This window comes from Cupriavidus pampae (assembly GCF_914271485.1).
Lineage (GTDB): Bacteria > Pseudomonadota > Gammaproteobacteria > Burkholderiales > Burkholderiaceae > Cupriavidus > Cupriavidus pampae.
The window spans coordinates 227,819-253,096 of record NZ_CAJZAG010000003.1 but is presented as its reverse complement, the minus strand read 5'-3'; the positions used below and the strand labels follow the sequence as shown (position 1 = coordinate 253,096).

23 protein-coding genes are annotated in these 25,278 nt (G+C 61.0%); 19 read left to right on the top strand and 4 right to left on the bottom strand.

Features of this window, described 5'->3' with window-relative positions; genetic code table 11:
* Window positions 1-4 precede the first annotated feature (4 nt).
* Genes LDO41_RS08890 through LDO41_RS08880 form a run of 3 tightly spaced genes read left to right on the top strand, consistent with a single transcriptional unit; the run spans window position 5 to window position 2,203 of the window.
* Complete coding sequence (locus LDO41_RS08890; RefSeq protein ID WP_223985026.1) at window positions 5-379, top strand: EamA family transporter; 375 nt, start codon at window positions 5-7, stop codon at window positions 377-379.
* A 5-nt stretch (window positions 380-384) separates the two neighbouring features.
* Window positions 385-1,539: a dTDP-4-amino-4,6-dideoxygalactose transaminase gene (rffA, locus tag LDO41_RS08885; protein ID WP_223985023.1), complete on the top strand. Its 1,155-nt coding sequence runs from the start codon at window positions 385-387 to the stop codon at window positions 1,537-1,539.
* A gap of 16 nt (window positions 1,540-1,555) precedes the next feature.
* Window positions 1,556-2,203, top strand: coding sequence for a class I SAM-dependent methyltransferase (locus tag LDO41_RS08880; RefSeq protein WP_223985020.1), 648 nt, complete (start codon window positions 1,556-1,558; stop codon window positions 2,201-2,203).
* A 1-nt stretch (window position 2,204) separates the two neighbouring features.
* Here the strand turns inward: LDO41_RS08880 and LDO41_RS08875 are convergent, their stop codons facing one another.
* From LDO41_RS08875 to LDO41_RS08865, 3 genes are all read right to left on the bottom strand, one after another.
* On the bottom strand, window positions 2,205-3,830 hold the full coding sequence (locus tag LDO41_RS08875; RefSeq protein WP_223985015.1) for a hypothetical protein: 1,626 nt from the start codon (window positions 3,828-3,830) through the stop codon (window positions 2,205-2,207).
* Window positions 3,817-5,412: a hypothetical protein gene (locus LDO41_RS08870; RefSeq protein WP_223985012.1), complete on the bottom strand. Its 1,596-nt coding sequence runs from the start codon at window positions 5,410-5,412 to the stop codon at window positions 3,817-3,819. The genes LDO41_RS08875 and LDO41_RS08870 overlap by 14 nt, the downstream gene beginning before the upstream one ends.
* A gap of 102 nt (window positions 5,413-5,514) precedes the next feature.
* Window positions 5,515-6,363 carry a symmetrical bis(5'-nucleosyl)-tetraphosphatase gene (locus LDO41_RS08865; RefSeq protein ID WP_223985009.1) on the bottom strand — a complete coding sequence of 283 codons (849 nt, stop codon included), beginning with the start codon at window positions 6,361-6,363 and terminating at the stop codon, window positions 5,515-5,517.
* A gap of 231 nt (window positions 6,364-6,594) precedes the next feature.
* Between LDO41_RS08865 and rfbB the strand changes: the two genes are divergently transcribed.
* The 16 genes from rfbB to LDO41_RS08785 all read left to right on the top strand — a co-directional run bounded on the left by rfbB (window position 6,595) and on the right by LDO41_RS08785 (window position 24,369).
* Entirely contained in the window at window positions 6,595-7,659 is a 1,065-nt protein-coding gene (rfbB, locus tag LDO41_RS08860; RefSeq protein ID WP_223985006.1) for a dTDP-glucose 4,6-dehydratase, read from the top strand.
* Window positions 7,649-8,581 (top strand): dTDP-4-dehydrorhamnose reductase, encoded by a 933-nt coding sequence (gene rfbD, locus LDO41_RS08855; protein WP_223985003.1) that lies wholly within the window; start codon window positions 7,649-7,651, stop codon window positions 8,579-8,581. The genes rfbB and rfbD overlap by 11 nt, the downstream gene beginning before the upstream one ends.
* Before the next feature lie 10 nt (window positions 8,582-8,591).
* The gene (gene rfbA / locus LDO41_RS08850) at window positions 8,592-9,470 is read left to right on the top strand and encodes a glucose-1-phosphate thymidylyltransferase RfbA (protein WP_223985001.1); all 879 of its coding nucleotides are present in this window, start codon (window positions 8,592-8,594) and stop codon (window positions 9,468-9,470) included.
* A 2-nt stretch (window positions 9,471-9,472) separates the two neighbouring features.
* Entirely contained in the window at window positions 9,473-10,021 is a 549-nt protein-coding gene (gene rfbC / locus LDO41_RS08845; RefSeq protein ID WP_223986959.1) for a dTDP-4-dehydrorhamnose 3,5-epimerase, read from the top strand.
* A gap of 54 nt (window positions 10,022-10,075) precedes the next feature.
* Complete coding sequence (tviB, locus tag LDO41_RS08840; protein ID WP_223984991.1) at window positions 10,076-11,353, top strand: Vi polysaccharide biosynthesis UDP-N-acetylglucosamine C-6 dehydrogenase TviB; 1,278 nt, start codon at window positions 10,076-10,078, stop codon at window positions 11,351-11,353.
* A 24-nt stretch (window positions 11,354-11,377) separates the two neighbouring features.
* Complete coding sequence (locus LDO41_RS08835) at window positions 11,378-12,460, top strand: NAD-dependent epimerase/dehydratase family protein (RefSeq protein ID WP_223984988.1); 1,083 nt, start codon at window positions 11,378-11,380, stop codon at window positions 12,458-12,460.
* Window positions 12,461-12,571: 111 nt separating this feature from the next.
* Window positions 12,572-13,831, top strand: a complete 1,260-nt coding sequence (locus LDO41_RS08830; protein ID WP_223984986.1) for an oligosaccharide flippase family protein — start codon at window positions 12,572-12,574, stop codon at window positions 13,829-13,831.
* On the top strand, window positions 13,828-14,823 hold the full coding sequence (locus LDO41_RS08825) for an EpsG family protein (RefSeq protein ID WP_223984984.1): 996 nt from the start codon (window positions 13,828-13,830) through the stop codon (window positions 14,821-14,823). The genes LDO41_RS08830 and LDO41_RS08825 overlap by 4 nt, the downstream gene beginning before the upstream one ends.
* A gap of 20 nt (window positions 14,824-14,843) precedes the next feature.
* A complete protein-coding gene (locus tag LDO41_RS08820) occupies window positions 14,844-15,764 on the top strand; it encodes a glycosyltransferase family 2 protein (RefSeq protein ID WP_253074779.1) in 921 nt (306 codons plus the stop codon).
* 53 nt (window positions 15,765-15,817) lie between these two features.
* Window positions 15,818-16,843, top strand: coding sequence for a glycosyltransferase family 4 protein (locus LDO41_RS08815; RefSeq protein WP_223984980.1), 1,026 nt, complete (start codon window positions 15,818-15,820; stop codon window positions 16,841-16,843).
* A gap of 1 nt (window position 16,844) precedes the next feature.
* A complete protein-coding gene (gene asnB / locus LDO41_RS08810) occupies window positions 16,845-18,839 on the top strand; it encodes an asparagine synthase (glutamine-hydrolyzing) (RefSeq protein WP_223984978.1) in 1,995 nt (664 codons plus the stop codon).
* Window positions 18,836-19,948: a glycosyltransferase family 4 protein gene (locus LDO41_RS08805; protein WP_223984976.1), complete on the top strand. Its 1,113-nt coding sequence runs from the start codon at window positions 18,836-18,838 to the stop codon at window positions 19,946-19,948. Before asnB ends, LDO41_RS08805 begins: the two co-directional genes overlap by 4 nt.
* Window positions 19,945-20,538 carry a sugar transferase gene (locus LDO41_RS08800; RefSeq protein WP_223984973.1) on the top strand — a complete coding sequence of 198 codons (594 nt, stop codon included), beginning with the start codon at window positions 19,945-19,947 and terminating at the stop codon, window positions 20,536-20,538. The genes LDO41_RS08805 and LDO41_RS08800 overlap by 4 nt, the downstream gene beginning before the upstream one ends.
* Window positions 20,535-21,164 (top strand): acetyltransferase, encoded by a 630-nt coding sequence (locus LDO41_RS08795; protein WP_223984970.1) that lies wholly within the window; start codon window positions 20,535-20,537, stop codon window positions 21,162-21,164. The genes LDO41_RS08800 and LDO41_RS08795 overlap by 4 nt, the downstream gene beginning before the upstream one ends.
* A 74-nt stretch (window positions 21,165-21,238) precedes the next feature.
* On the top strand, window positions 21,239-22,414 hold the full coding sequence (locus tag LDO41_RS08790; protein ID WP_223984967.1) for a DegT/DnrJ/EryC1/StrS family aminotransferase: 1,176 nt from the start codon (window positions 21,239-21,241) through the stop codon (window positions 22,412-22,414).
* 47 nt (window positions 22,415-22,461) lie between these two features.
* Window positions 22,462-24,369 (top strand): polysaccharide biosynthesis protein, encoded by a 1,908-nt coding sequence (locus LDO41_RS08785; RefSeq protein WP_223986955.1) that lies wholly within the window; start codon window positions 22,462-22,464, stop codon window positions 24,367-24,369.
* Window positions 24,370-24,405: 36 nt separating this feature from the next.
* Here the strand turns inward: LDO41_RS08785 and LDO41_RS08780 are convergent, their stop codons facing one another.
* Window positions 24,406-25,266 carry a Wzz/FepE/Etk N-terminal domain-containing protein gene (locus LDO41_RS08780; protein ID WP_223984963.1) on the bottom strand — a complete coding sequence of 287 codons (861 nt, stop codon included), beginning with the start codon at window positions 25,264-25,266 and terminating at the stop codon, window positions 24,406-24,408.
* Window positions 25,267-25,278 lie beyond the last annotated feature (12 nt).

Genomic DNA, 25,278 nt, shown 5'->3' with positions numbered 1-25,278 from the left:
AAAAATGACTCGCGCCTTCGATTACGTATATATCCTCGCCACGATCCTGCTCACCACCTATGGTCAGCTGATTCTGAAGTGGCGCATTGGAAAATTTGGTGCAATGCCCCAGGCTCCGCTGGAGAAGTTGCGCTTCCTATTGTTCCTGTTACTCGATCCACTGATTTTTTCGGGATTCTTCGCCGCGTTTCTTGCCTCGCTCGCGTGGATGGCCGCAATGACGAAGTTCGATCTGAGTCAGGCATATCCGTTCATGAGCCTCAATTTCGCCATCGTGTTGTGCCTGAGTATCTGGTTGCTCGGCGAGCCGCTTTCGGGCTCGAAGCTGATCGGCGTAGCATTTATCATGCTGGGCACCGTTGTCGCAGCGCGAGGATAGATTCGATGAAAGACAAGCACATCCCATTCAACATACCTCATCTGACCGGCGATGAATTCGCCTATGTGGCTGAACTCGCTAATACGCGGAAGCTTGCCGGGGATGGGCAGTTCACCAAATGGTGCAGCGACTGGATTGAACGCAAGACGGGGTGCGCCCGTGCGTTATTGACGCATTCGTGCACTGCGGCACTTGAGATGGCCGCACTGTTGTTGGACGTTCAGCCCGGCGACGAAGTCATCATGCCGTCGTACACCTTTGTGTCGACTGCGAATGCCTTTGTGCTGCGTGGTGGCGTGCCGGTGTTCGTGGATATCCGAGAGGACACGCTGAATCTGGACGAGCGTCTGATCGAGGCAGCGATCACGCCGCGTACGCGCGCGATCGTCCCGGTGCACTACGCAGGAGTCGCCTGCGAAATGGACGCGATCGGCGCAATTGCCCGGCGCCACGGCTTGAAAGTCGTTGAGGACGCCGCACAGGGCGCCATGGCCCGCTATCGCGGGCGCGCGCTCGGCGCGATTGGGGATCTGGGTGCGTTCAGCTTTCACGAGACCAAAAACGTGATTTCTGGCGAGGGTGGGGCACTCCTCGTCAATGACGATGCCTTGATCACCCGCGCTGAGATCATTCGCGAGAAGGGCACCGATCGTAGTCGATTCTTCCGCGGCGAGATCGACAAGTACACATGGCAGGAAGTCGGTTCTTCGTTCTTGCCCAGTGAGCTGATCGCGGCATTCCTGCGCGCACAACTTGAGCATGCCGAAGCGCTTACCGCCGATCGCATCGCAAGTTGGGATCGCTACCACGAGGCCTTTGCCGAACTGGAGGTCGAAGGTCTGTTGCGCCGGCCGATCATTCCGGAGCATTGCGAACACAACGCTCACATGTACTACGTTCTCCTGGCGGATGGTATCGATCGCGATAGCGTGCTGGCTGGCCTTAAGGCAGGCGGCGTGTCTTCGGTCTTTCATTACGTACCGCTGCATACCTCACCGGGTGGCAAGCGCTACGGCAAGACACATGGCACGCTCGATGTGACAGTTCGTCAGTCCGAACGCCTGATTCGCCTGCCACTTTGGATCGGCATGGGGAACGAGCAGCCCGAGCAGATTGCGCAGTTGATGGCACGGGTCATCAAGACCGCACACAGCAGGTGATTGGGAAACCTCAAAGATGGTGAAGAAACAAGCAGATCTGCTGGACGAGGTAGCCGGATATTACGCGGCCAGACTTGCTGAGCACGGTGAGACGGCGAAAGGCGTCGATTGGAACGGAGAGGAAAGTCAGTTCCTCCGGTTCAGTCAGTTGTCGAAGGTCATCGATCAGCCCAATGAGGCGTTCAGCGTGAACGACCTTGGTTGTGGCTATGGGGCGCTCAGGGATTACCTCGGGAAGTCATATCCCACTTTTGCCTACACGGGAATCGACGTTGCCGCTGAAATGATTCAGGCAGCTCAACAGCAGCACGGCGCCGAGGCCTCGACTCGTTTCCTGGTCGGCAGTGAGCCGGATACCGTTGCCGACTATGGCATCGCCAGCGGTATCTTCAATGTTCGGATGGATCGTGGCGACAGCGAATGGTTGACGTATATCAAGGGCGTGCTGGACGTCATGGATCGAACCAGCCGTCTCGGTTTTGCGTTCAACTGCCTCACCTCGTACTCTGACGCTGACAAGATGCGCGAAACGCTTTTTTACGCTGACCCGTGCGTGCTATTTGATCACTGCAAGCGACGCTATTCCCGTAACGTTGCGCTCTTGCACGACTACGGGCTCTACGAATTCACGATTCTTGTCAGAAAACAAGCGGGCGATCAATAAGTTACGGCTGGGGACCGATGCAGCGCATGTTGTGGATGACGAGGTTGTCGTATTCGTAGATGACCCGGTCGGCTAGCTGTGAGCGAAAATGCTCCTTGCAGTAGCCGCGTAGTAGTTCCGCTTGCGGTGGGCCGACGCTGAGGTTCAGCCCGGCGGCACTGGTCAGACGCGTCAGGAAGCCTCGCCCAGCCGCTTCCTCGTGTATGGCGATGGAGAACGGAGCAAAAGTCGTAACCCCCATCGGATACAGCTGCACAGAGTGAGCACGAGCGGGCTCACCGAAAGGGGGAAACGCGGCCTCATAGGGGAAGGCTCCACCCCAGACCGCCAACGTGCCCTTCGGGAGTTCCTGCATCTGCTTCTGAGCTTCGCGGACGCGAGACGATGCCACTGCCTCATAGGGCCACACGGCGTAGACGGTCGCTGCGCTCGCCGCTACGAGCATCAGGGCGGCAACGCCGTGGATCCTTCGCGGGCGGGTACTCAGGCCGCTTAGCGCAACCAGCAGTAACAACGCGCATAGCGGGTATTGGACTCTGGTCACGCCGGGCCGGCCTATTGCGCCAAGTGCGAACACCGCCGCCGCCGTCATGACGATCAGTATGAACACCGAGCGCGAGGGGCTGATCAGCGCAATCAAGAGCGCGCAGGCCAACATTGGCCACAGTCGGTCCACAAACATCATTCGCAGCGACTCCACGCCCATACCGAAGCCGCGCTGTACCCAGCGTCGAAGGCCGACATCCGTCAGCATGGCGTTCAGCTTGACAGCATTCGTCAGTTGCGGATCCACGAAAAACCATTCGCTGATCAGATCGATGTCGTTCGGCGAGTATCCGTGTCTGGCTAACACGTCAGGCCGATTCCGCACTTCATCGCCCGCACGGAAGTCAGTGTAGGGAGCGCGTGCCTGATTAAATTCGGCAAACTGTTTCCACGCGGAAGTATCGTAAGCGGCTTGATTCAGTAACACTGAGCCGGCGATCGACATCGCGAGCAACACGATCGCAACTTGCAATTTGCGGTCTCGTGCCAGGAATTTCCAGGGATATAAGGGAAGGCTCACCGCCAGCACAAGCCAAAATTGTTGATCGCGGATCAGAAATGAAAAAAAAGCGAGGCTGCTTGCGAGGATAAGATCGGCAGTGCTTCGCGTTTCCGCATAAACACGCCAGCCCAGGATAGAGGCGACGGCAAGCAGGCCGGAGTTCAACGTGAACTGAGGAAAAAGCACTGGCCAGATAAACACCATGCCAACGGCAATCGTTGCATGCAGCCGCGCAACGCCGATGCGTAGGATGAAGTAGAGCGTTGCGGCACATGACACCGTGATGGTCAGTGTAGTCGCTACTGTGTACCCAAATGCATGGCCGAATTGCGGCATTGCCTGGATGATATGGCCCCAGAGCACATTGGAAAAAATGAGATTGGGTGAGCTTTGCGCGACGAATCCGTATCCATGGGCAATCATGGACATGCCGACGTCATCATTGGTCTCCCAAATCGGCGTAAAGCATAGCGAAAGCAGGCTCACGAAGGCGACAGAAACGCAGACCGCCCACGCAAGATGCTTGCTCGCACTCGTCAACGGCAAGATGCCAATACTCTGGCTCTCAAAAGTTCGCATGGGACGCTTTCTCTTCGGTCTGCCTGAGTTTGTAGACTTGATTCCACGGATCGCCCGAAAAATCCTTCACCAGCTCATAGTTATCCATCACGTACTGATAGATCAGCGGATGCGTATTATGGAATCGGAGTTCTTCACGCTCATCGAGCGGTGCGTCATTGATCATCACCAAGGTGGGCGTCGCTGCCCTGATCCGTGCTAGTTCGGTTTGCTCGAATGCCGCCGAACGTGGAAAAAGTGCGTAAGTTTCCCAAGTGGGTGATCTGCGTTGAAGCAGCGCGTAGGCGCCTGGCCAGAAAGGCAACACCAGAATATTGGAATGCTCGCCAGCGGCGCGGCCCAGCTTTTCAATCAGGGTCACATCCTGAGCGATGCGAGGACTGACGAGTACATCGCTTCCACCGGCTTCGATTTTCACGCAGTCTGCCGCTTGGTGGCATTGCCAGCCGGGGTCGACGGGGAGCACCGCCAGCAAGCTGCCCGCGCCAAGCATGATGGCGGCAAGCCCCTGAACCCACGCAGGGCGGTTCAGGAGCAGTGCAAAGCTACCGATCATCATCGGAAAGATACCTTGCGCCAGGTGAACGATGTCGGCCCGCGAGAATGCGTAATGGGCGTAGGGCAAGGCGAGCATACCCGACGCCACCAGTGCCGGCGACACGAGCTTGCCTCGCCATCGCTGAACCAGTGCCCAAAGCGGGGTCAGTATCCCAAACGTGATCAGTAAGACGAAGAACGCGCCTTGCGCTAGTGCGGCCGCTGCATCGATGGGCAGCATTTTTTCAGTCGGCACCAACCACGGCCAAGGTACCGGCAAAGGAATATTCGTGCCTTTCACCCCCGTCACGAGAAAAACTATGCTTTGCCAGAATGCCTCGCCAAAGCCCGGAATCGCGAGTGCCATGACAGGGATGGGAAGAAAGCCAACGGCGATTCCCGCAGCCCACGAGGTCAGTGCGGCGACGGGCCTCAGTCGATGATCGCGCCGGATGGTAAGGAAAAGCATGATGCCGACGCTCCCGGCGAGCCCGTATACACCGTGATTGCGTCCAAATATCGCAGCGAGGCCTACGATCAATCCAACGATAAAAAGACGACGCGGCGACGGTCGTTCGATGGCGAATGCCAGGCCGGCGACAAGCGCGATTGACGGCACCATATCGAAGACCTTGAACCACGGATAGAACCAGGCGTTGAGGACAACAGCCGCCGCGATCATGACGACAGGCCTTGCGGTGTCGGCTTCCCGATCGAGCAGCCGCAGCGCAATATAGACGCCGAGCATCTGAAAGATCGCCGCAGTGGCGCGCAGCGCGAGCAGACTTTCTGTACCGAGCAGTCGCAGTATAGCCGCGGACCAGTAGTACCGACCCGGGTCGTAGGCCATGAAATCACGGATTGGCACCTCGCCCGATAGCACGCGCTGCACCCCGTACCAGAAGAACCCTTCGTCTGGCAGATTCAGGCCTTTGTCGCCCTGCCAGAGGAACATGCCAAGCGTGACAAAGCCCGCCAGCAGAAGCAGAATGGCGTCACGCATGGCGCGCGTGCCCGGTTGGTGGGGAAGTACGATCTGGTTCATCAAGAAGTCGCGGCGTTTGAGGTGCCCGCTGGCTGACGGCATATGCCGCTTAGACGGGAGGGCCGGGACGGCATTGTACTGGTAGTCGGATCCGACCAGCACTCAGTTCAGTGGGTCTCGATACTGCGGACACTTGATCTGTACCAGGTCGCGGTGCTGGGGATCAGGGTCCAGTCGCGCGGCCGTCAGATGCCCGCCCCAAACACATCCCGTATCCAGCAGCATCAAGTTGGGGCGCGTCAGCAAGCCCAGTGTGGACCAGTGCCCGGCAACCATCGTCACATCGGCGGTTCGGCGTCCCGGCACGTCGAACCATGGCATGTAGCCCTGCGCGGCGCCGCCCGGGCCTTCCTTGGATTTCAGGTCCATCACGCCTTCTGGTGTGCAGAATCGGAGTCGGGTCAGAGCATTGATGACAACCCGGTGGCGATCGATGCCGCGCAGCCCGTCATGCCAGCGATCGGCCGTATTGCCGAAAATCTCGGCAAGAAATTCCTCCCAATTCCGACCGCGCAATTGCTCTTCGACCTCGGCGGCCAGTTCCATCACCTGCGTCGCGGTCCATTGCGGCAGCACCCCGGCGTGCACAAGCAGAAAACCGCCTTCCCGAATGGCTAGTGGCCGATGACGCAGCCATGTCAACAACGCATCGGCATCGTTCGCGCTGAGAACGTCGTCTATTGTGTCGGAACGACTCTTTTTCCGTACGCCTGCAGCGACCGCCAAGAGGTGAATGTCATGGTTGCCCAGTAGTGCTTTTGCGCGCGTGCCAAGGTTGCGGACGGCATACAGCGTTCCGAGAGAGTCCGGCCCGCGGTTTATGAGGTCACCCAGGAAACGCAGGCCTGCTTCTGGTGGCAGGCGTTCTATGAGTCGCTGCGCCGAATCGCGGCAGCCCTGCAGGTCGCCGATGGCGTAGAGTGAAGGAGAATCCTCTCTTTTCAGATGCATAGATTGTCACATACAAGGTTGCCTGCCTTGGCAAGGGGAGCGCGTGCTGTTCGGATATCGGTTACAACACGCTACAAAAAGATGACTCCCATGGGATGGGGCCGAGGGCGAGTCGGATAGAATACCGCCACTTCCACGGACAGTAATGTCCCTCCGTCCTCCTCACGGACGAAGAGGGGTGCCCGGCGTGTGCCGGGTTCTCGAAATATATCGATAGCAGGGAGTACTAGTTTGTCGCATATCTTGGTCACTGGCGGCGCCGGATTCATCGGCGCGAATTTTGTATTGGATTGGCTGAACGCTCCCAATGCCCCGGGCATTGTCAACGTCGACAAGCTGACCTATGCAGGGAATTTGAAGACGCTCGCCCCGCTGGACGGCGATGAGCGGCATGTCTTCTCCAGGACGGATATCTGCGACCGCGCAGGGCTCGACGCGCTGCTGGCCGCGCATCGCCCGCGCGCTGTGGTCCATTTTGCGGCGGAAAGCCACGTCGATCGCTCGATCCACGGGCCCGGCGAATTTATCGAGACCAATATCGTCGGCACCTTCACGCTGCTCGAGGCGGTGCGCGCGTACTGGAGCGGGCTGGATGAGGCTGCCCGCGCCGATTTCCGTTTCCTGCACGTATCGACGGACGAGGTCTTCGGCTCGCTCGGACCTGAGGATGCTCAGTTCTCCGAGACGACGGCCTATCAGCCGAATAGCCCGTACTCCGCATCCAAGGCGGCATCCGATCATCTGGTCCGCGCCTATCACCACACCTATGGGCTGCCGGTTCTTACGACGAACTGCTCCAATAACTACGGCCCATATCATTTTCCCGAGAAGCTGATTCCGCTCATGATCGCGAATGCGCTCGGGGGTAAGCCACTTCCGGTCTATGGCGATGGACAGAATGTCCGGGATTGGCTGTATGTGGGCGATCACTGCGCGGCGATTCGCGAGGTGCTGGCGCGTGGCCGGGTGGGCGAGACCTACAACGTAGGCGGCTGGAACGAAAAAACCAATCTAGAGGTCGTTCATACGCTGTGCGATCTGCTGGACGTGCTCAAGCCCAAGGCAGCAGGATCCTATCGCGATCAGATCACATTCGTGAAGGACCGGCCCGGCCACGACCGGCGCTATGCCATCGACGCCCGCAAGCTCGAACGCGAGCTGGGCTGGAAGCCGGCGGAGACGTTCGAGACCGGTCTGCGCAAGACGGTCCAGTGGTATCTGGACAATCAGGCGTGGGTGCAGGACGTCATGTCGGGCGAATATCGTAACTGGGTGGCCAAGCAATATGCGGCCTGATACGCGCAAGACGCCCACATTTCTTGTAACAGGAAGCAAGGGGCAGGTCGGCTTCGAACTGCGACGCAGTCTTGCGCCGCTGGGTCGTGTGGTGGCGGTGGACCGCAGCCACGGCGATCTTACGCAGCCTGACGCGCTGCGCGCGCTGGTGCGCGAGATCAAGCCCGATGTGATCCTGAACCCGGCGGCCTACACGGCGGTGGATAAAGCGGAGTCCGATGCCGAGACGGCATTCGCGGTCAATGGCGTGGCGCCCGGGGTGTTGGCGTCGGCTGCACGCGAGGTCGGAAGCCTGTTGGTGCATTATTCAACCGATTACGTGTTTGACGGTACCGGACGCGACGGCGCCGGTCAGGGCTGGTACCGCGAAACCGATGCGGTGAATCCGCAATCGGTTTATGGCAAGAGCAAGCTGGCAGGCGAGCAGGCGGTGACCGACAGCGGTGCCGCCGCGCTGATTCTGCGTACCTGCTGGGTGGCGGGCGCCCACGGCAACAACTTTGCGAAGACCATGCTGCGCCTGGCGCGCGAGCGTGACAGCCTGCGCGTGATCCACGATCAGTTCGGCGCACCGACGACCGCCGCCTTGATCGCGGATGTCACGGCCCAGATCGTCGCGAGGTACTGGCTGCATGGCCGGCCCGAAGCATTTCCGACGGGGATCTACCACCTCGCCGCGGCGGGCGAGACCACGTGGCATGGCTATGCAACGCACGTGGTAGCCGGTGCCGCCGCGCGAGGTGCCACGCTGAAGGCGGCTGTGGCAAGCATCGAGCCGATTCCGGCTACCGCCTATCCGCTACCCGCCCCGAGGCCCACGAACTCGCGCCTCGATACGACCAAGTTGCGGGACACGTTCGATATCCATCTTCCTGACTGGAAGGAGGGCATCGACCTCCTGCTGGACCAGATTCTTTCCTGACATTCGTACCATGCGCAAAGGCATCATCCTGGCCGGCGGTTCCGGCACGCGACTCTATCCGATCACGCGGTCTGTCTCCAAGCAACTGCTGCCGGTGTACGACAAGCCGATGATCTACTACCCGCTGTCCACGCTGATGCTGGCGGGTATTCGGGACATCCTCATCATTTCGACGCCGGAGGACACGCCTCGCTTCGCCGAGATGCTTGGTGACGGCAGCGCGTGGGGCCTGAATCTGTCGTACGCAGTGCAGCCATCTCCGGACGGGCTGGCGCAGGCTTTCATCATCGGGCGCGATTTCGTCGGCAATGACCCGTCGACGCTGATCCTCGGTGACAACATCTTCTTCGGCCACGACCTTGCCGGCCAGCTCGAGCGCGCTTCCGAAAAGGAACAGGGCGCGACGGTCTTCGCCTATCACGTGCACGATCCGGAACGGTATGGCGTCGTCGAGTTCGACGACAATTTCCGCGCGCTGTCCCTGGAGGAGAAGCCGGTGAAGCCGCGCTCGCACTACGCGGTGACGGGGCTGTATTTCTACGACAATCAGATCTGCGACATCGCGGCGGACGTCAAGCCGTCCGCGCGCGGCGAGCTCGAGATCACGGATGTCAACAAGCGGTACCTCGAGCTGGGGCAGCTCGACGTCGAGATCATGGGTCGGGGCTATGCATGGCTCGACACCGGTACGCACGATTCGCTGCTCGAAGCCGCAAGCTTCATCGCCACGCTGCAGAACCGCCAGGGTCTGATGGTGGCTTGTCCGGAAGAGATCGCCTACCGTAGCAAATGGATTACGGCGGAGCAGGTCGAGCGGCTGGCGAAACCGCTGCTCAAGAACGGCTACGGTCAGTATCTGCAGCACATCATTTCGGAATCCATCAAATGAGCATGAACGTCATTCGGACGGCCATTCCCGATGTCATGATCATCGAGCCGAAGGTCTTTGGCGACGCGCGTGGGTTCTTCCTCGAGAGCTTCAACCAGAAGGCGTTCGCCGAGGCGACCGGCCTCAATCTGGAGTTCGTGCAGGACAACCATAGCCGCAGCGGCAAGGGTGTCCTGCGTGGTCTGCATTACCAGATCCAGCAACCGCAGGGCAAGCTAGTGCGCGTGGTGCGCGGACGGGTGTTCGACGTTGCCGTCGATATCCGCAAGCAATCCATGACCTTTGGCAAATGGGTCGGCGCGGAGTTGAGCGAAGATAACCATCGTCAGTTCTGGGTGCCACCGGGGTTTGCGCACGGCTTTGTCGTACTGTCGGAATCTGCGGATTTCCTCTACAAGACCACCGACTACTATGCGCCGCAGTTCGAGCGCACGATTGCATGGAACGACCCGGAGATCGGTATCGACTGGCCGCGGATAGATGTGGCGCCGCTGTTGTCGTCCAAGGACCAGACCGGCGCCAGTCTTGCGGCAGCGGAACTGTTTGAGTGATACCGATCGGATTGGTGACGATCCCATCCGTTAACGTTTGATTTCTCTTTGCGCATGAACCTGAACCAAGCAAAAATCGCGGTCATCGGCCTTGGCTACGTCGGACTGCCGCTGGCAGTGGAATTCGGCAAGCGGCGCCCGGTTGTCGGTTTTGACATCAACCCGACGCGCATCGCCGAACTCAAGTCCGGGCGCGACGGCACGCTGGAAGTCGACCAGGACGAACTGGCGGAAGCCGCGCAACTCGAATACACCTGCAATGTCGACGATCTGCGGGACTGTGCGGTGTTCATCGTGACGGTGCCGACGCCAGTGGACAAGGCCAATCGCCCGGACATGACACCGCTGGTCAAGGCCAGCGAGACCGTCGGTCGTGTCATGCCGCAGGGCGCGGTGGTGATCTATGAATCGACCGTCTATCCCGGCGCCACGGAAGAGGTCTGTGTTCCCGTGCTCGAACGGATGAGCGGAAAGTCGTTCAACGTGGACTTCTTCTGCGGCTATAGCCCGGAGCGCATCAATCCCGGCGACAAGCAACATCGCCTGCCGACGATCCGCAAGGTGACCAGCGGCAGTACCGAGGATGTGGCCGTGGCCGTGGATCAGCTGTACGCGGAAATCATTACCGCCGGCACGCACAAGGCCAGCAGTATCAAGGTCGCCGAGGCGGCCAAGGTGATCGAGAACACGCAGCGCGACGTGAACATCGCACTGATGAACGAGCTCAGCCTGATCTTCCACAGGCTTGGCATCGATACGCTCGAGGTGCTCGAGGCTGCGGGAACCAAGTGGAACTTCCTCCCGTTCCGTCCCGGTTTGGTGGGGGGGCATTGCATCGGTGTGGACCCTTATTATCTGACGCACAAGGCGCAGGAAGTGGGCTATCACCCGGAGGTGATCCTCGCGGGTCGTCGCATCAACGACAACATGGCGCAGCACGTCGCCGACGAGACCGTCAAGCTGATGCTGCGCAAGGGCGTGAACGTGCTCGGCAGCCGGATTCTGGTGTTGGGTCTGACGTTCAAGGAAAACTGCCCGGACGTCCGCAATACCAAAGTGGTGGATATCATCGCGGCCCTGCGGTCTTATAACGCGCAGGTCGATGTGTTCGACCCGTGGATCGACGTTGCCGATGCCGAGCATGAGTATGGCCTGCAATGCCTGACCGAAATGCCCCCGCCCGGCCAGTACGCGGCCGTGGTGCTGGCAGTGGGTCACCACCAGTTCGTGGCATTGGGCGAGGCGGGAATCAAGGCGCTCGGACATTCTGGCGCCGTGCTGTTCGACGTCAAGGGTGTGCTTCCGCTCGGCGCCGCCGACGGACGGCTGTAAATCATTGGCCAAGGAAAGATGAAGATGGTGAGTTCCACACAACCCCATGCCTACGCACAACTGAAGCGGGAGCTCGCTGCCGCGCCGAAAACGTGGCTGGTGACGGGCGTCGCGGGATTCATTGGCAGTAATCTGCTCGAAACCCTGCTCAAGCTCGACCAGCGCGTGGTCGGGCTCGACAACTTCGCCACCGGCCACCGGGCCAATCTCGAAGAGGTGCGCGGTCTGGTGGCGCCCACGCAGTGGGCGAATTTCCAGCTCATCGAAGGCGATATTCGCAACCTCGAAGACTGCCGGCGCGCGTGCGTGTTCCGGCGTGACGGTGCTGAGCACGCGGTGAATTACGTGCTGCACCAGGCGGCGCTCGGTTCGGTGCCGCGCAGTCTGCAGGATCCGATCGCGACCAACGAGTCGAATATCACGGGCTTCCTCAATATGCTGGTTGCGGCGCGCGATGCCAAGGTGAAGCGTTTCACCTATGCCGCGAGCAGCAGCACGTACGGTGACCATCCGGGACTGCCCAAGGTCGAGGATCGCATTGGCAAGCCCCTGAGTCCCTACGCCGTGACCAAGTACGTCAACGAGCTCTACGCGGACGTGTTTGCACGTTGCTACGACTTCCAGACCATCGGCCTGCGCTATTTCAATGTTTTTGGGCCGCGTCAGGATCCGGAGGGTGCTTATGCGGCGGTGATCCCCAAGTGGACCGCATCGCTGCTGACCGGCGAGACCGTTCATATCAACGGCGATGGCGAGACGAGCCGCGACTTCTGCTACGTGGCGAACGCAGTGCAGGCGAACCTGCTTGCCGCCACCGCAACCGATACCGCGGCGACCAATCAAGTCTATAACGTCGCCGTGGGCGATCGGACCACGCTCAACGATCTCTTCGATGCCTTGCGCCGCAATCTCGCGCCATATGGGGTGAGTGCTACGGTGCAGCCGAACTATCGCGATTTTCGTGCCGGCGACGTGCGCCACAGCCAGGCCGACGTGAGCAAGGCTGTCACGCTGCTCGGCTATGCGCCGACGCACCGGATCAGCGATGGTCTGGAAGAAGCAATGGGTTGGTATGTGAGTCGCCAACGCAGGCAGACGGCCGACTGACGCTCGGGCCTGCGTCTCTGGGGGGTAACCCCCGGGCCCTCGCTCACGCCATCGCGAATATTCACAGCGCGGTTTCGTCTCGGGGGATCGATCCACCACACAACACACTAGATGCGCGCGTCACACATCTCCTGGAATCTGTTTGGGCTTGGCCTGCCGTTGCTGATCGCCGCGTTGACCGTGCCGCATCTGCTGGCCGGCCTAGGTGGTCAGCGCTTTGGCTTGCTGGCGCTCGCGTGGGGGTTGATCGGTTATGCGAGCGCACTGGATCTTGGCATCGGTCGCGCCACGACGCAGCGCGTCGCGGCGCTGCGTAATGGGCACGACGAAGCGTCCATCGCGGATGTACTGACCACCGCGACGCGCCTGACGCTCGTCACCGGTGGTATCGGCATGGTACTCATTCTGTTGGCTGCCATGCTTGGCGTCGGCAATCTGGTGCACGCGAATGAGGTGCCGCAGTCCGAAGTCCGCTCGGCGATCCTGTTGCTGGGGCTTGCATTGCCCATGCAGGCCGTCAGTGCGACCTATCGTGGCGTCAACGAAGCCTATCTGAGCTTTCGGAATATCAGCGTGCTGCGCATCCTGCTGGGCGCGGCGAACTTCGGACTCCCATATCTGATCTCGCTATTCACCACGCGCGTTGACATCCTCATTGCGAGTCTTGTCATTTCGCGCGCACTGGCGTTGTGGTTCTACCGGGTTTTTGCGTTGCAGTGCTTGCCCGCCGACGGCCGGCACGGCACCTATTCGCGCGGGGTGGCCAGGCAACTGTTTCAGTTTGGCGGATGGTTCACGATCAGCAGCGTACTGAGCCCCTTGCTGACGCAGGCGGACCGGTTTCTCATCGCCGCGATCATCAGTGCTGCGGCCGTGACGACCTACGTGATTCCTTACGAGGTCACGGTGCAGACGCTTATACTGTCGAGCGCTGTCACCACTGTGGCATTTCCCGCCATCAGTCGGCTGCTGGTCGACGATCCCGCTGGTGCAACACGCCTGTTCCGACTCTGGTTCGTGCGTGTAATCGGCGCCATGCTGGCAGGCCTGCTGCTCCTTGCAGCGATCTTGCCGGAGCTGCTGACGCTGTGGCTCGGGCATCCGGCTGATCCGGCATCGGTAGCCGTAGGGAGAATCCTCTGCGTTGGCGTACTGGCGAATGCGATCGGGTCGATGTACTTTGCACTGCTGCATGCCAAGGGCCGCACGCGCGCGACGGCGATGTTGCATCTGTTGGAAGTACCGCTGTATATCGCCGCGCTGGTCGGACTGACCAAGGCCTTCGGTGTCAGCGGCGCTGCCGTTGCGTGGTCTTTGCGGATGTCCTTCGATGCGATCGGCATGAAGATGTTGGCGAGGCAGGCAAGATGAATCAGAAACCCTACCAGGACGTCAGGCTCGCGGCCGGGGTGGCATTTCTCTGCGTGCTGGCCATCATCCTTGGGATTGTCGCCGGACATCAATTCCTGGGCATCAGCCGCGATTACCCTAACTATCTCGAATTCTTCGAACTGGTTCGCTCGAGCGAGGGGCTGTTCGGCGTGGACACGCGCTTCGAGTTTGGTTTCACCACGCTGGTCTATTCGCTGGCAAGCCTGGGTTTGGGGAATATTGCGATCTACGGTACGATTTGCGCGCTCTGTATCCTGATCAAGGGCGCCGCGGTACGGACTTCGCAGATGACGCTTGGATTGATCGCGGTGCTGGTGTTTTTCTATATCAGCCGATATTTCATTCTGTTCGAGCTGACCGTACTGCGCGCTTCGATTGCGTTCGCGATCGCTTTCTTCGTGTTCTGGAGGAAGGATGAGCGTCGCTTCAAGATGTGGGAATTTCTGCTGCTCTGTCTGGCGGTCACCTTCCATTATTCCGCCGTCGTGCTGTTGGCGGTGTACGTGCTGGGACGCCTGAATTTCAAGGTGGCTGTGCTATTGATCGTCAGCATCTTTGTTGCGGGATTGCTGCTTCGACAGATGCTGTTTTCGACGTTTCAGACGATATTCCCTGTGATGGGAACTTACCTCGATGTGGCGACGTCTTCGACCATCGTGCCGTTGCCATTTATGTTGGACATCGCGCTGATGGTCGCCGCGCTTTATTTGTGGCGGCAGAACGATGTGACGATGCAATATGCCGTGATCGGGATGCTGCTCAGTGTTGCCATCCACTTCTCGATGCTGGAATTCCCAATCGTGGCAGCCAGGTTCCGCGAGTTGCTGTCCGTATTCGTTCTGATTTATATCCTCAAGGCTTTCACTTCCGAGTCGAGAGTCATTCAATTGCTGGCGCTTGTGTTTGCCGTGGGAAGCGGCCTGCTGAACCTTTATGCCATGACGGTCTACGATCCGTTACTAATCGGATGAAAAGTATTGATATTGTCATCGTGAACTGGTCGTCCGGCACGCAGTTGCTGGAGGCGATGCAAAGTCTGCAGCAGCACGCGGGCGGGGAGATCGCGTCCGTTGCCATCGTGGACAACGCGTCCATCGACAATTCGCTGGAGCTGGTCGCGGAACGTAGTGACTGGAATTTCCCGATCCATTTTGTACGAAACAAGGAGAATCGGGGCTTTGGGGCTGCCTGCAATCAAGGTGCACGTACTGGGCAGGCGGAGTTCATTCTTTTCCTGAATCCCGACACGCTGGCATATCCGCAGTCTCTGGCGACGCCGCTTGCCTACATGCAGCGTCCGGAGAATGCCAACGTGTCGGTGACGGGCATCCAGCTGATCGACGAAAGCGATCATATTCAGCGAGCCTGCGCGCGTTTTCCTACGCTCGGGATGTTCGCAGCTGCCGCCGTGGGGCTGGATCGTTTGCCCTGGATGCGTGATTGCCGGCATCACATGACGGATTGGGACCATACGACTACACGCGAAGTCGATCACGTCATCGGTGCTTTCTACCTGATTCGTCGCAACGTTTTCGAAGCGCTCGAAGGCTTCGACGAGCGGTTCTTTGTCTACCTGGAAGATCTCGATCTGTCGTTACGCGTGCGACGCGCGGGCGGGCGCATCGTGTTCCTGGCGGATGCCCAGGCGTTTCACGCCGGGGGTGGCACGTCTCGTCAGATCAAGGCCACGCGCCTGTTCTACTCGCTGCGTAGCAGGCTTCTTTATGGCTTCAAGCACTACTCATTGCCGAGCGCATGGGCGTTGGTCGCGGTGACCATGGTGGTGGAGCCACTGTCGCGCACGGCATTCTCGGCTGCGCGCGGGGGCATGCAGGATATCCGCAACACCTTACGGGGCTTTGGCATGCTGGCCCGATCGTTGCCGCAGATCCTGAGGGCGTCCAAGCGATGAAGGCCTTGCTATTGACCCGCTACGGACGCCTGGGCGCGTCTTCGCGTCTGCGGATGCTGCAGTTCCTGCCATGGCTGCGCGCGGCCGGGCTGGAGGGCGAGTCGCAGGCGCTGCTCGGCGACGCGATGCTGGCGGGAAAGTACCGCGCCGGGCGCTATCAGCGCGGCGCAATGATCGCCGCCTATGGCGCGCGGCTCCGCTCGTTGATACGGCGCCGGCATGTCAGCGTGGTATGGATCGAGAAAGAAGCGCTGCCGTGGTTTCCGGCCGCGGTCGAGCGCATCATGCTGCGGGGGGTTCCCTATGTACTCGATTATGACGACGCACTGTTTCACAATTATGATCTGCATCGATTGCCGTTGATCCGGCGCGTGCTGGGACGACGCATCGACCATCTGATGGCCGGAGCGGCGCTGGTGATGGCAGGCAACGAGTATCTCGCGCAGCGCGCGCGCGACGCGGGCGCGAAATGGGTGGAAATCGTGCCGACCGTGATCGACCTCGAGCGCTACCCCGAACCCGATTTCACCCAAACGGGGCGCGCGGCACGGGAGGGCGATGAAACGCGCCGCATCGTCTGGATTGGTTCGCCGACGACGGCTGCGTATCTCGACGCGCTGGCCGAGCCGTTGCGCCGGCTGTCACAACGACACGCCTTTCGCCTGCGTGTGATCGGCGCGGAGGTGTCGTTACCCGGCGTCGATGTGGAATGCGTGCCGTGGACCGAGGAGACCGAAGTGGCATCGATCGCCGATTGCGATATTGGCATCATGCCGCTGCGAGATTCGCCGTGGGAACGCGGCAAGTGTGGCTACAAGCTCATTCAGTACATGGCCTGTGGGTTGCCGGTCGTGGCCTCGCCAGTCGGGGTCAATCAGCAGATCGTCCAAAGTGGCGTCAACGGATACCTCGCCGACGAAGCGACGGCCTGGGAGGCATCGCTGGACGAGTTACTGCGCGATGAGCCGCTGCGCCTGGCAATGGGCCAGGCAGGTCGCCGCCGCGTGGAGCAGGACTATTGCGTGCAGCAGGTTGCGCCGAGAGTGGCGCACTTACTCAAGCAAGTGGGAGCACGTTGATATGTGTGGATTGACAGGATTCTTCGGTGGCAATGTCACCGGCATACCGCAGAGAACGGCGTTGCTGGAAGCGATGGCGGACCGCATTCGACATCGCGGCCCGGACGATGGGGGCGCATGGACCGACGCCGACGCGCCGGTCGGGTTCGGCCATCGGCGGCTTGCGATCGTGGACTTGTCGCCGGCCGGCCATCAACCCATGGCGGCGGCGAGCGGCCGTTATGTCATCGCCTACAACGGCGAGATCTACAACCATATGGACCTGCGGGCGGCGCTGGAGACCGCGGGCATGGCGCCGGCATGGCGTGGTCATTCCGATACGGAAACTTTGCTCGCTGGCTTTGATGCGTGGGGCATCGAAGCCACGCTGAAGCGAGCCGTCGGGATGTTCGCCATTGCGCTGTGGGACCGTCAGCAGCGGGTTCTGACGCTCGCGCGCGACCGTCTTGGCGAGAAACCGCTTTATTACGGCTGGCAGGGCACAGGTGCCGCGCGTACCTTCCTTTTCGCTTCCGAACTGAAGGCGTTGCATGCGCATCCGGCCTTCGAACGCAACGTCGACCGCAATGCGTTGTGCCTGTTCATGCGGCACAACAACGTACCGGGCGAGCACGCGATTTTTCAAGGCATTCGCAAGCTCGCGCCGGGTCATCTGCTGGAAATCTCGCTGACGCAACGTGAGCCCACGCCACGCGCCTACTGGTCCGGCCTGGACGTGGCGTTGCAAGGCGTGCGCGACCCGTTCACAGGCAGTCCCACGGAGGCCGTGGACGCCCTCGAGGCACTGCTGCGCAAGTCCATTCGCGGGCAGATGATGGCGGATGTTCCGCTTGGCGCGTTCCTGTCGGGGGGGATCGACTCTTCGACCGTGGTCGCGCTGATGCAGGCGGAGTCGTCGCGTCCGGTCAAGACGTTCACCATCGGCTTTCACGAAGGTGTGTACAACGAGGCGGAGCATGCCAAGGCCGTCGCCGCGCACCTCGGCACCGAACATACCGCGCTCTACGTCACGCCCGACGAGGCACTGGACGTCATTCCGAGGTTGCCCACGCTCTATGACGAGCCGTTCGCGGATTCGTCGCAGATTCCGACGTATCTGGTCAGCGCGCTCGCGCGCGAGCATGTGACAGTGTCCCTGTCGGGCGACGCCGGCGACGAACTGTTCTCCGGATATAACCGGTATCAGATCACGGCGACCATGTGGAATCGCTTGTCGTCGGTGCCAACCGGATTGCGCTCGGCCGTTGCATGGCTACTGACGCGTCCTTCGCCGCAACGGCTGAACAGCCTTGCCAATGGTATTCCGGGGGCAGCCCGGTGGACCAACGTCGGCGAGAAGATTCACAAGGGTGCAGGTGTGATGGCGGCGAAGTCGGCCGAGGCGTTGTATCGCGGCATGGTGTCGCAATGGCAGGATCCGGGTGCGGTGGTCATCGGCGGACGCGAACCGGCGACGTTGCTCGATACCGCACCGTCCGCATTTGGCGAACTGGGCGACGTGGAGCGCATGATGGCGCTCGACATGCTGACCTATCTGCCAGACGACATTCTCACCAAGGTCGATCGCGCCTCGATGGGACGCAGCCTGGAGTCTCGCGTCCCGTTTCTCGATCACCGTGTGGTCGAGTTCGCATGGCGTTTGCCACTCGCCTACAAGCTGCGGCAGGAAGAGGCGGGGTACACGACGAAGTGGGCACTCCGCCAGGTGCTGTATCGACATGTGCCCAAGGCACTTATCGAGCGGCCCAAGATGGGCTTCGGCGTGCCGATCGACACCTGGCTGCGTGGCCCGCTACGCGATTGGGCGGAAGCACTGCTCGACCCCGCTCGGCTGCATCGGGAGGGATTCCTGAACCCTGGGCCGATCCGTCGTAAGTGGGAAGAGCACCTCAGCGGTCAGCGCAACTGGCAGCATCCGCTCTGGTGTGTGCTGATGTTCCAGGCCTGGCTCGAACAGGAGTCGGCGGCAGCGGGGCTGGTGGAGCGTGTCGCGTGAGATTCCTGATGATCGCGAGCTTCGCGGAGTCGCTGATTGGCTTTCGTGGTCCGCTCATTGCTGCCCTGCAGGCGAGCGGACTTGACGTGCATGTTGCGGCTCCGGGGCTGCCGGCCGGAGATCCGGTGCGGGCACGCCTCGAGGCGCAGGGTTTGACTGTGCATGACGTCAGAATGCAGCGCGTCGGCACCAACCCGCTTGTGGATCTCGGTACGACGATACAGCTGTACCGGTTGATGAGGCGTATTCGGCCAGATTGTGTGATGGGCTACACTATCAAGCCCGTTATTTACGGCACGCTGGCAGCCTGGCTGGCGCGTGTACCGCGACGTTTCGCGCTGATTACCGGCCTTGGTTACGCATTCCAGCAGGAGGGCGGCGGCATGCGCGAGCTCGTGCAGCGTATGTACGCTGCTGCGCTGCAGCGCGTGAGAAAGGTGTTCTTCCAGAACCCGGACGATCGCGACCTGTTCCTCGAGCGTGGCATTCTCGCGGCGGACACACCGTCCTGCGTGGTCAACGGTTCCGGGGTCGATGTCTCGGCCTTTTCGGTGGCGCCGCTGCCGGGGAAGACGACTCGCTTTCTGTTGATTGCGCGCTTGCTCGGCGACAAGGGCGTGCGCGAATTTGTCGAGGCGGCGCGGCGCGTTCGGGCAGAGCGATCGGATGCGACGTTCGTGCTGGTGGGATGGATCGACACGAACCCCAACGCGATCGCGCAGGACGAGCTAGATACATGGGTGAGGGATGGCGTCGTGGAGTACCTTGGCAAGCTGAGCGACGTGCGTCCCGCGATTGCGGAGAGCACCGTATACGTGCTGCCCTCCTATCGAGAGGGCACGCCGCGCACGGTGCTCGAGGCCATGGCCATGGGCCGTGCGGTGATCACCACGGATGCGCCCGGCTGTCGCGAGACGGTCGTGGATGGCGATAACGGCTTTCTGGTGCCAGTCAAGTCCGTGGACGCGCTCGAAGTGGCCATGCGCCGCTTCCTTGACGACCCCGACCTTGCCACACGGATGGGGCGGCGGGCACGCGAAATTGCCGAGGACAAGTATGACGTCAACAAGGTGAACGCCGTCATGCTGAGTGAGATGGAAATTCGATGAAGCGTCTTTTCGACCTGATTCTTTCGTGCATGGCCCTGGTCGTACTGGGACTACCATTGCTCGTTCTTGTCTGGATGGTGCGGCGCAAGCTCGGTAGTCCCGTGTTCTTTCGCCAGACGCGTCCGGGACGCGATGGCAAGCCCTTTGTGATGGTGAAGTTCCGGACCATGACGGATGCACGGGGCCCGACCGGCGAACTGTTGCCGGATGCCGAACGCCTGACGGCGTTCGGCCGCTTCCTGCGCTCTTCGAGCCTGGACGAGTTGCCAGAGCTTTGGAACGTCGTCAAGGGCGACATGAGTCTGGTAGGCCCGCGCCCATTATTAATGGAATATTTGCCACTGTATTCGCCGGAGCAGGCACGCCGGCACGAGGTCCGGCCGGGCGTCACCGGGTGGGCTCAGGTCAACGGTCGAAATGCGCTGAGCTGGGACGAGAAGTTTGCGCTCGACGTCTGGTACGTCGACCATCGAAGCCTATGGCTCGACATTCGTATCCTGTGGCTTACGGTGCGGAAGGTGCTGGTACGCGAGGGCATCAGCGCATCGGGTGAGGCCACCATGCCGAAGTTCACGGGCAAGAAGCCATGACGCGCAAGCGGCTCGCACTGTTCGGGGCCAGCGGCCACGGCAAGGTGGTCGCCGATGCGGCGCTGCTGGCCGGTTGGGAGGACGTCGTTTTTTATGACGACGCCTGGCCGGGGCGGCAGGATAACCGGCACTGGCCGGTGGCAGGCGATCTGGCGGCAATGTTGGCGCAGGCTGCTGAATTCGATGCGGCGCTGGTGTCGATCGGCAATGGCCAGGCGCGATGGGAAAAGCAGTGCGTGCTGGTGGCTGCCGGCGTGAGGTTGGCCACCGTCGTCCACCCGCATGCACAGGTGAGCCGGTTTGCCACGCTGGGCGCCGGCACCGTCGTGATGGCGGGTGCGGTCATCAATGCGGATGCTTCCGTTGGGGATGCCTGCATCATCAACACAGGGGCAACCGTGGACCATGACTGTGCGCTCGAGCACGGTGTGCATATCAGTCCAGGTGCCAATCTGAGCGGAAACGTCCAGATCGGCGCCTTGTCATGGATCGGCGTCGGCGCGGCAGTGCGCCAGGGCATCGCGATCGGCGCCGGTGTCATGGTAGGCGCCGGCGCGGTCGTCGTGAAACCTGTGACCGATGGCGCGACGATGATCGGGAATCCGGCGCGAGAACAAATTAAGTAGGCCCGTGTATTGCAACAGGTTGGCAATAAGAAAATACCGGGTCGGTGGGGCAACTCTGAAGATCTGATAAGACTATGCTGAATACACCATTCTCCCCTTGGCCAAGCTTCACCAAAGAAGAGGCCGATGCCGTACAGCAGACGTTGTTGTCGAACAAGGTCAATTACTGGACAGGCAACGAGTGCCGCGAATTCGAGCGAGAGTTCGCGGCGTGGGTCGGCACGCGTCATGCGGTCGCGTTGGCAAATGGCACGCTGGCGCTCGACGTCGCACTCAAGTGCCTGGGCATCGGTCCCGGAGACGAGGTAGTGGTCACGCCGCGGACCTTCATCGCCAGTGCGTCCAGCGTGATCAATGCCGGAGCGACGCCGGTCTTTGCAGAGGTGGAAGCCGACAGCGGCAATCTCTCCGCCGAAACTATCGCGCGTGTGCTGACGCCCCGCACCAAGGCCGTGGTGCTGGTGCATCTTGCCGGGTGGCCATGCGATATGGATCCCATCATGGCGCTCGCCGACCGCCATGGCTTCAAGGTCATCGAGGACTGTGCCCAGGCGCACGGCGCCCGCTACAAGGGACGCAGTGTCGGATCGATCGGGCATGTTGGCGCATGGAGCTTCTGCCAGGACAAGATCATGACCACCGGTGGCGAGGGCGGCATGGTGACGACGAACGACGAGGCGGTCTGGCGCGCCATGTGGGCCTACAAGGACCATGGCAAGAGCTTCGAGGCGGTCTACGAGCGAGAGCATGCCCCGGGCTTCCGCTGGTTGCACGAAAGCTTTGGCACCAATTGGCGCATGCTCGAGATGCAGGCCGTCATCGGTCGTATTCAACTGCGCCGCATGCCGGATTGGGCCGCTCGCCGCGCCGCGCATGCGGAGGCGATCCTCAGCGCTGCCCGCTCGTTCCCGGCAGTGCGCGCGCCGGCTCCTAAAACAGATAGCGTGCACGCGAACTACAAGTGCTACGTCTACGTGCAGCCCGAGAAGCTGGCACCCGGATGGACGCGCGACAGGATCGTGCAGACCATCGTGGATGCTGGCGTCCCTTGCTATCAAGGGTCGTGTTCCGAGGTCTACCTCGAAAAGGCGTTCGACGGAACCGGCTGGCAGCCGGCCGAGCGCTTGCCCGTTGCGCGCGCATTGGGCGAAACCAGCGTGATGTTCCTTGTCCACCCTACGCTGACCGATGCGGAAATCGCAAAAACGTGCAGCGTGCTTTCTGACGTTCTGGGCCGAGCCAGTCTGTGAAGAACCTTTCCGTTCCGCTTCTGGCTCTGCCGCGCGCGGCCAAGCGCATGGTCGTGGTCGCGCTGGATTTTTGCCTCGCGCTAGTGTCGGTCTGGGTGGCGTTCTACCTGCGCATTGATCAAACCGGACTGCCGGTCCTTCAGCAGGGTTACGTCTATCTGCTGGCGCCGCTGTTTGCGTTTCCCATCTTCGTGCGATTGGGACTGTATCGGGCCATCTTTCGTTACACCGGAATGGCCGCGCTGGCCAGCACGGCGAAAGCGGTGGCGCTCTACGGCATCGTGTTCTTCTCGGCATTGATCGTGCTGAAGCTGGAAGGGGTCCCGCGCAGCGTGGGCCTGATTCAGCCGATGCTGTTTCTCCTCATGGTTGGGGCGAGCCGGGCGCTGGCGCGCTTCTGGCTGGCGGGCACTGCGGGAAAGCTGCGTGCTCATGAAGGGCGCCTGCTGATCTATGGGGCGGGCGAGGCGGGTGTGCAGACCGCTTCCGCACTGGCCGTGACCCGACAGTACCGGCTGATGGGCTTTATCGACGACGATTCGGCGAAGATCGGCAGCACGATCAACGGGCTCGACATCATGAGCCCGGACGATGTGCCGGATGCGGTCGAGCGCATGGGTGTAAGCGACATCCTGCTGGCGATCCCGTCGATGGCGCGGGCGCAGCGCAACGCTGTCATTGACAAACTGCGCGAACTGCCAGTGCATGTGCGCACGCTGCCCGGCATGGTCGATCTGGCCTCCGGACGCGTGACGATCCGGGATTTCCAGGAGTTGGACATCGAGGATTTGCTGGGGCGCGCACCGGTTCCCCCGGATGCCGCGTTACTCGCGCGCAACCTCGCCGGCAAGTCCGTATTGGTCACCGGTGCGGGTGGCAGTATCGGCAGCGAACTATGCCGCCAGATCGTGCTCGAGAATCCGAAGCGGTTGATTCTGGTCGAACACAACGAGTTTGGCCTGTACTCGATTCATCACGAGCTGGAGCGTCTGCTGGACGAGCGTCACTCGCAGACGGAGGTTGTTCCTCTGCTCGCGAGCGTGGCGAACCTGAGGCGCCTGCGCGAGATCTGCGAGCTCTACCGTCCTGAGACCGTCTACCATGCCGCCGCCTACAAGCACGTGCCGCTGGTCGAGTGCAATCCGGCGGAAGGAGTCATGAACAACGTCTTTGGCACGCTCAACATGGCCCGTGCGGCCATGGAGTCCGGCGTCGAATACTTTGTGCTCGTGTCGACGGACAAGGCTGTGCGGCCCACCAACGTGATGGGCGCATCGAAACGCATGGCCGAACTGGCGCTGCAGGCCATGGCCGCGAAAACCGCGCTCGACTTCTCGATGCTTGACGGTAGCGGCGCGCGCGTGGCGACGCCTAATCGGACCGTGTTCGCAATGGTTCGATTTGGCAATGTGCTGGGCAGTAGTGGCAGCGTTGTGCCACTGTTCCGGCGGCAATTGGCCGGTGGCGGTCCGTTGACGGTCACGCATGAGGAAGTGACCCGCTACTTCATGACAATTCCCGAGGCAGCGCAGCTTGTCTTGCAAGCCGGCGCCATGGCACACGGCGGCGAGGTATTCGTGCTGGACATGGGGCAGTCGGTGAAGATCGTCGATTTGGCCCGGCGCATGGTTCAACTGTCGGGCCTGTCGGTGCGTGATGAGAACCATCCCGCCGGTGACATCGAGATTCAGATTACCGGTCTGCGTCCTGGCGAGAAGCTCTACGAGGAATTGCTCATCGGCGACAACCCAGAGACTACGGCACACCGTCGCATCATGAAGGCACGGGAAGACTTTGTGCCCTGGGAGGCGTTGGTTGCGGACTTGCTGGCCCTAAGGCAAGCCGCGGAGGCGAACGACCGCGAGTCCATCGGTAGCATTCTGACGCAGCACGTTCACGGATATGGCCAACCCATGAACGATGCCGAGACCTTGCCAATGCCGACGATGTCGTGACAGAAGGTGGCGCGGGGCATGCCGCCCCTGCGCCTGCTACTGGTTCGCTTCTTGATCAGCCGGTCGTCGCACGAATGCCACGAGAGCGCCGATGACAAGGCCGAGCGCTGCGCCGGCGACCACCAGCAGCAACAGGCCTGGCGTGCTCGGCTCCTCGGGCACGTAGTGCTGACCGAGCAGGCGAGTCGGGTAGGTACGAACCACTTCCAATGCTTCCTGAAGCTGTCTCTCCCGGTCTCTCAGACTCAGCACACGTTCGTTGATCACCATCGTCAGATTGGTCACCAGGACGTCTTGACCGGAATTGGAGCCACCCTTCGCGACGGTTCCTTTGAGGGACTGCAGCGCGGTGTTGTATTCGCGATCCGCCTCGGCCAGCTTTGCATTGATCGCGGCAAGCTCCTGCTTCATCCGATCGTACGAAGGCTCGAACAGGCGACGATGGGCGTTCGAGAGCGTGACATACGATGCTTCGATGGCTGCAAGCGCGGACTCGCGTGAATACCCGGAAACCTGCAGATTGATCACGTCCGGGCTTTTGCCGGCGGCCGCACGCAAGGTATCGAAAACGATTTTCGCATCGCGATTCGAATCGGGGCTGGGCAGGCCCATCGCCTGAATCACCTCAAGTCTCGCGGCGGGAAGGTTGTAGCGGTCCGCAGCGGTCAACTGATTTTCAATCAGGCGAACTGAGATTCCTTGCGAACTGGAGCTGGCCAATTGGCCGATTTGCACCGTTGTCTTGGCGACCCACTTTGGTTTGATGACCTGAGACGCCGCAACGCCCAGCAGCCCGCCAGCGACGGCTAAGGCCAGTATTAACTTGGAGGATCTTCTCAATAACCCCCACGGTGAAACCTGTCCTTTGTTTGGGGGCGTGGTGGCAATATCAGTCATGCGGACTATTCA

Excerpts from the sequence above, each read along its gene's own strand:
- LDO41_RS08890 (WP_223985026.1), top strand. The coding sequence starts at position 5 with ATGACTCGCGCCTTCGATTACGTATATATCCTCGCCACGATCCTGCTC.
- rffA (WP_223985023.1), top strand. The coding sequence starts at position 385 with ATGAAAGACAAGCACATCCCATTCAACATACCTCATCTGACCGGCGAT.
- LDO41_RS08880 (WP_223985020.1), top strand. The coding sequence starts at position 1,556 with ATGGTGAAGAAACAAGCAGATCTGCTGGACGAGGTAGCCGGATATTAC.
- LDO41_RS08875 (WP_223985015.1), bottom strand. The coding sequence starts at position 3,830 with ATGCGAACTTTTGAGAGCCAGAGTATTGGCATCTTGCCGTTGACGAGT.
- LDO41_RS08870 (WP_223985012.1), bottom strand. The coding sequence starts at position 5,412 with ATGAACCAGATCGTACTTCCCCACCAACCGGGCACGCGCGCCATGCGT.
- LDO41_RS08865 (WP_223985009.1), bottom strand. The coding sequence starts at position 6,363 with ATGCATCTGAAAAGAGAGGATTCTCCTTCACTCTACGCCATCGGCGAC.
- rfbD (WP_223985003.1), top strand. The coding sequence starts at position 7,649 with ATGCGGCCTGATACGCGCAAGACGCCCACATTTCTTGTAACAGGAAGC.
- rfbA (WP_223985001.1), top strand. The coding sequence starts at position 8,592 with ATGCGCAAAGGCATCATCCTGGCCGGCGGTTCCGGCACGCGACTCTAT.
- rfbC (WP_223986959.1), top strand. The coding sequence starts at position 9,473 with ATGAACGTCATTCGGACGGCCATTCCCGATGTCATGATCATCGAGCCG.
- tviB (WP_223984991.1), top strand. The coding sequence starts at position 10,076 with ATGAACCTGAACCAAGCAAAAATCGCGGTCATCGGCCTTGGCTACGTC.
- LDO41_RS08835 (WP_223984988.1), top strand. The coding sequence starts at position 11,378 with ATGGTGAGTTCCACACAACCCCATGCCTACGCACAACTGAAGCGGGAG.
- LDO41_RS08830 (WP_223984986.1), top strand. The coding sequence starts at position 12,572 with ATGCGCGCGTCACACATCTCCTGGAATCTGTTTGGGCTTGGCCTGCCG.
- LDO41_RS08825 (WP_223984984.1), top strand. The coding sequence starts at position 13,828 with ATGAATCAGAAACCCTACCAGGACGTCAGGCTCGCGGCCGGGGTGGCA.
- LDO41_RS08815 (WP_223984980.1), top strand. The coding sequence starts at position 15,818 with ATGCTGCAGTTCCTGCCATGGCTGCGCGCGGCCGGGCTGGAGGGCGAG.
- asnB (WP_223984978.1), top strand. The coding sequence starts at position 16,845 with ATGTGTGGATTGACAGGATTCTTCGGTGGCAATGTCACCGGCATACCG.
- LDO41_RS08800 (WP_223984973.1), top strand. The coding sequence starts at position 19,945 with ATGAAGCGTCTTTTCGACCTGATTCTTTCGTGCATGGCCCTGGTCGTA.
- LDO41_RS08795 (WP_223984970.1), top strand. The coding sequence starts at position 20,535 with ATGACGCGCAAGCGGCTCGCACTGTTCGGGGCCAGCGGCCACGGCAAG.
- LDO41_RS08790 (WP_223984967.1), top strand. The coding sequence starts at position 21,239 with ATGCTGAATACACCATTCTCCCCTTGGCCAAGCTTCACCAAAGAAGAG.
- LDO41_RS08785 (WP_223986955.1), top strand. The coding sequence starts at position 22,462 with ATGGTCGTGGTCGCGCTGGATTTTTGCCTCGCGCTAGTGTCGGTCTGG.
- LDO41_RS08780 (WP_223984963.1), bottom strand. The coding sequence starts at position 25,266 with ATGACTGATATTGCCACCACGCCCCCAAACAAAGGACAGGTTTCACCG.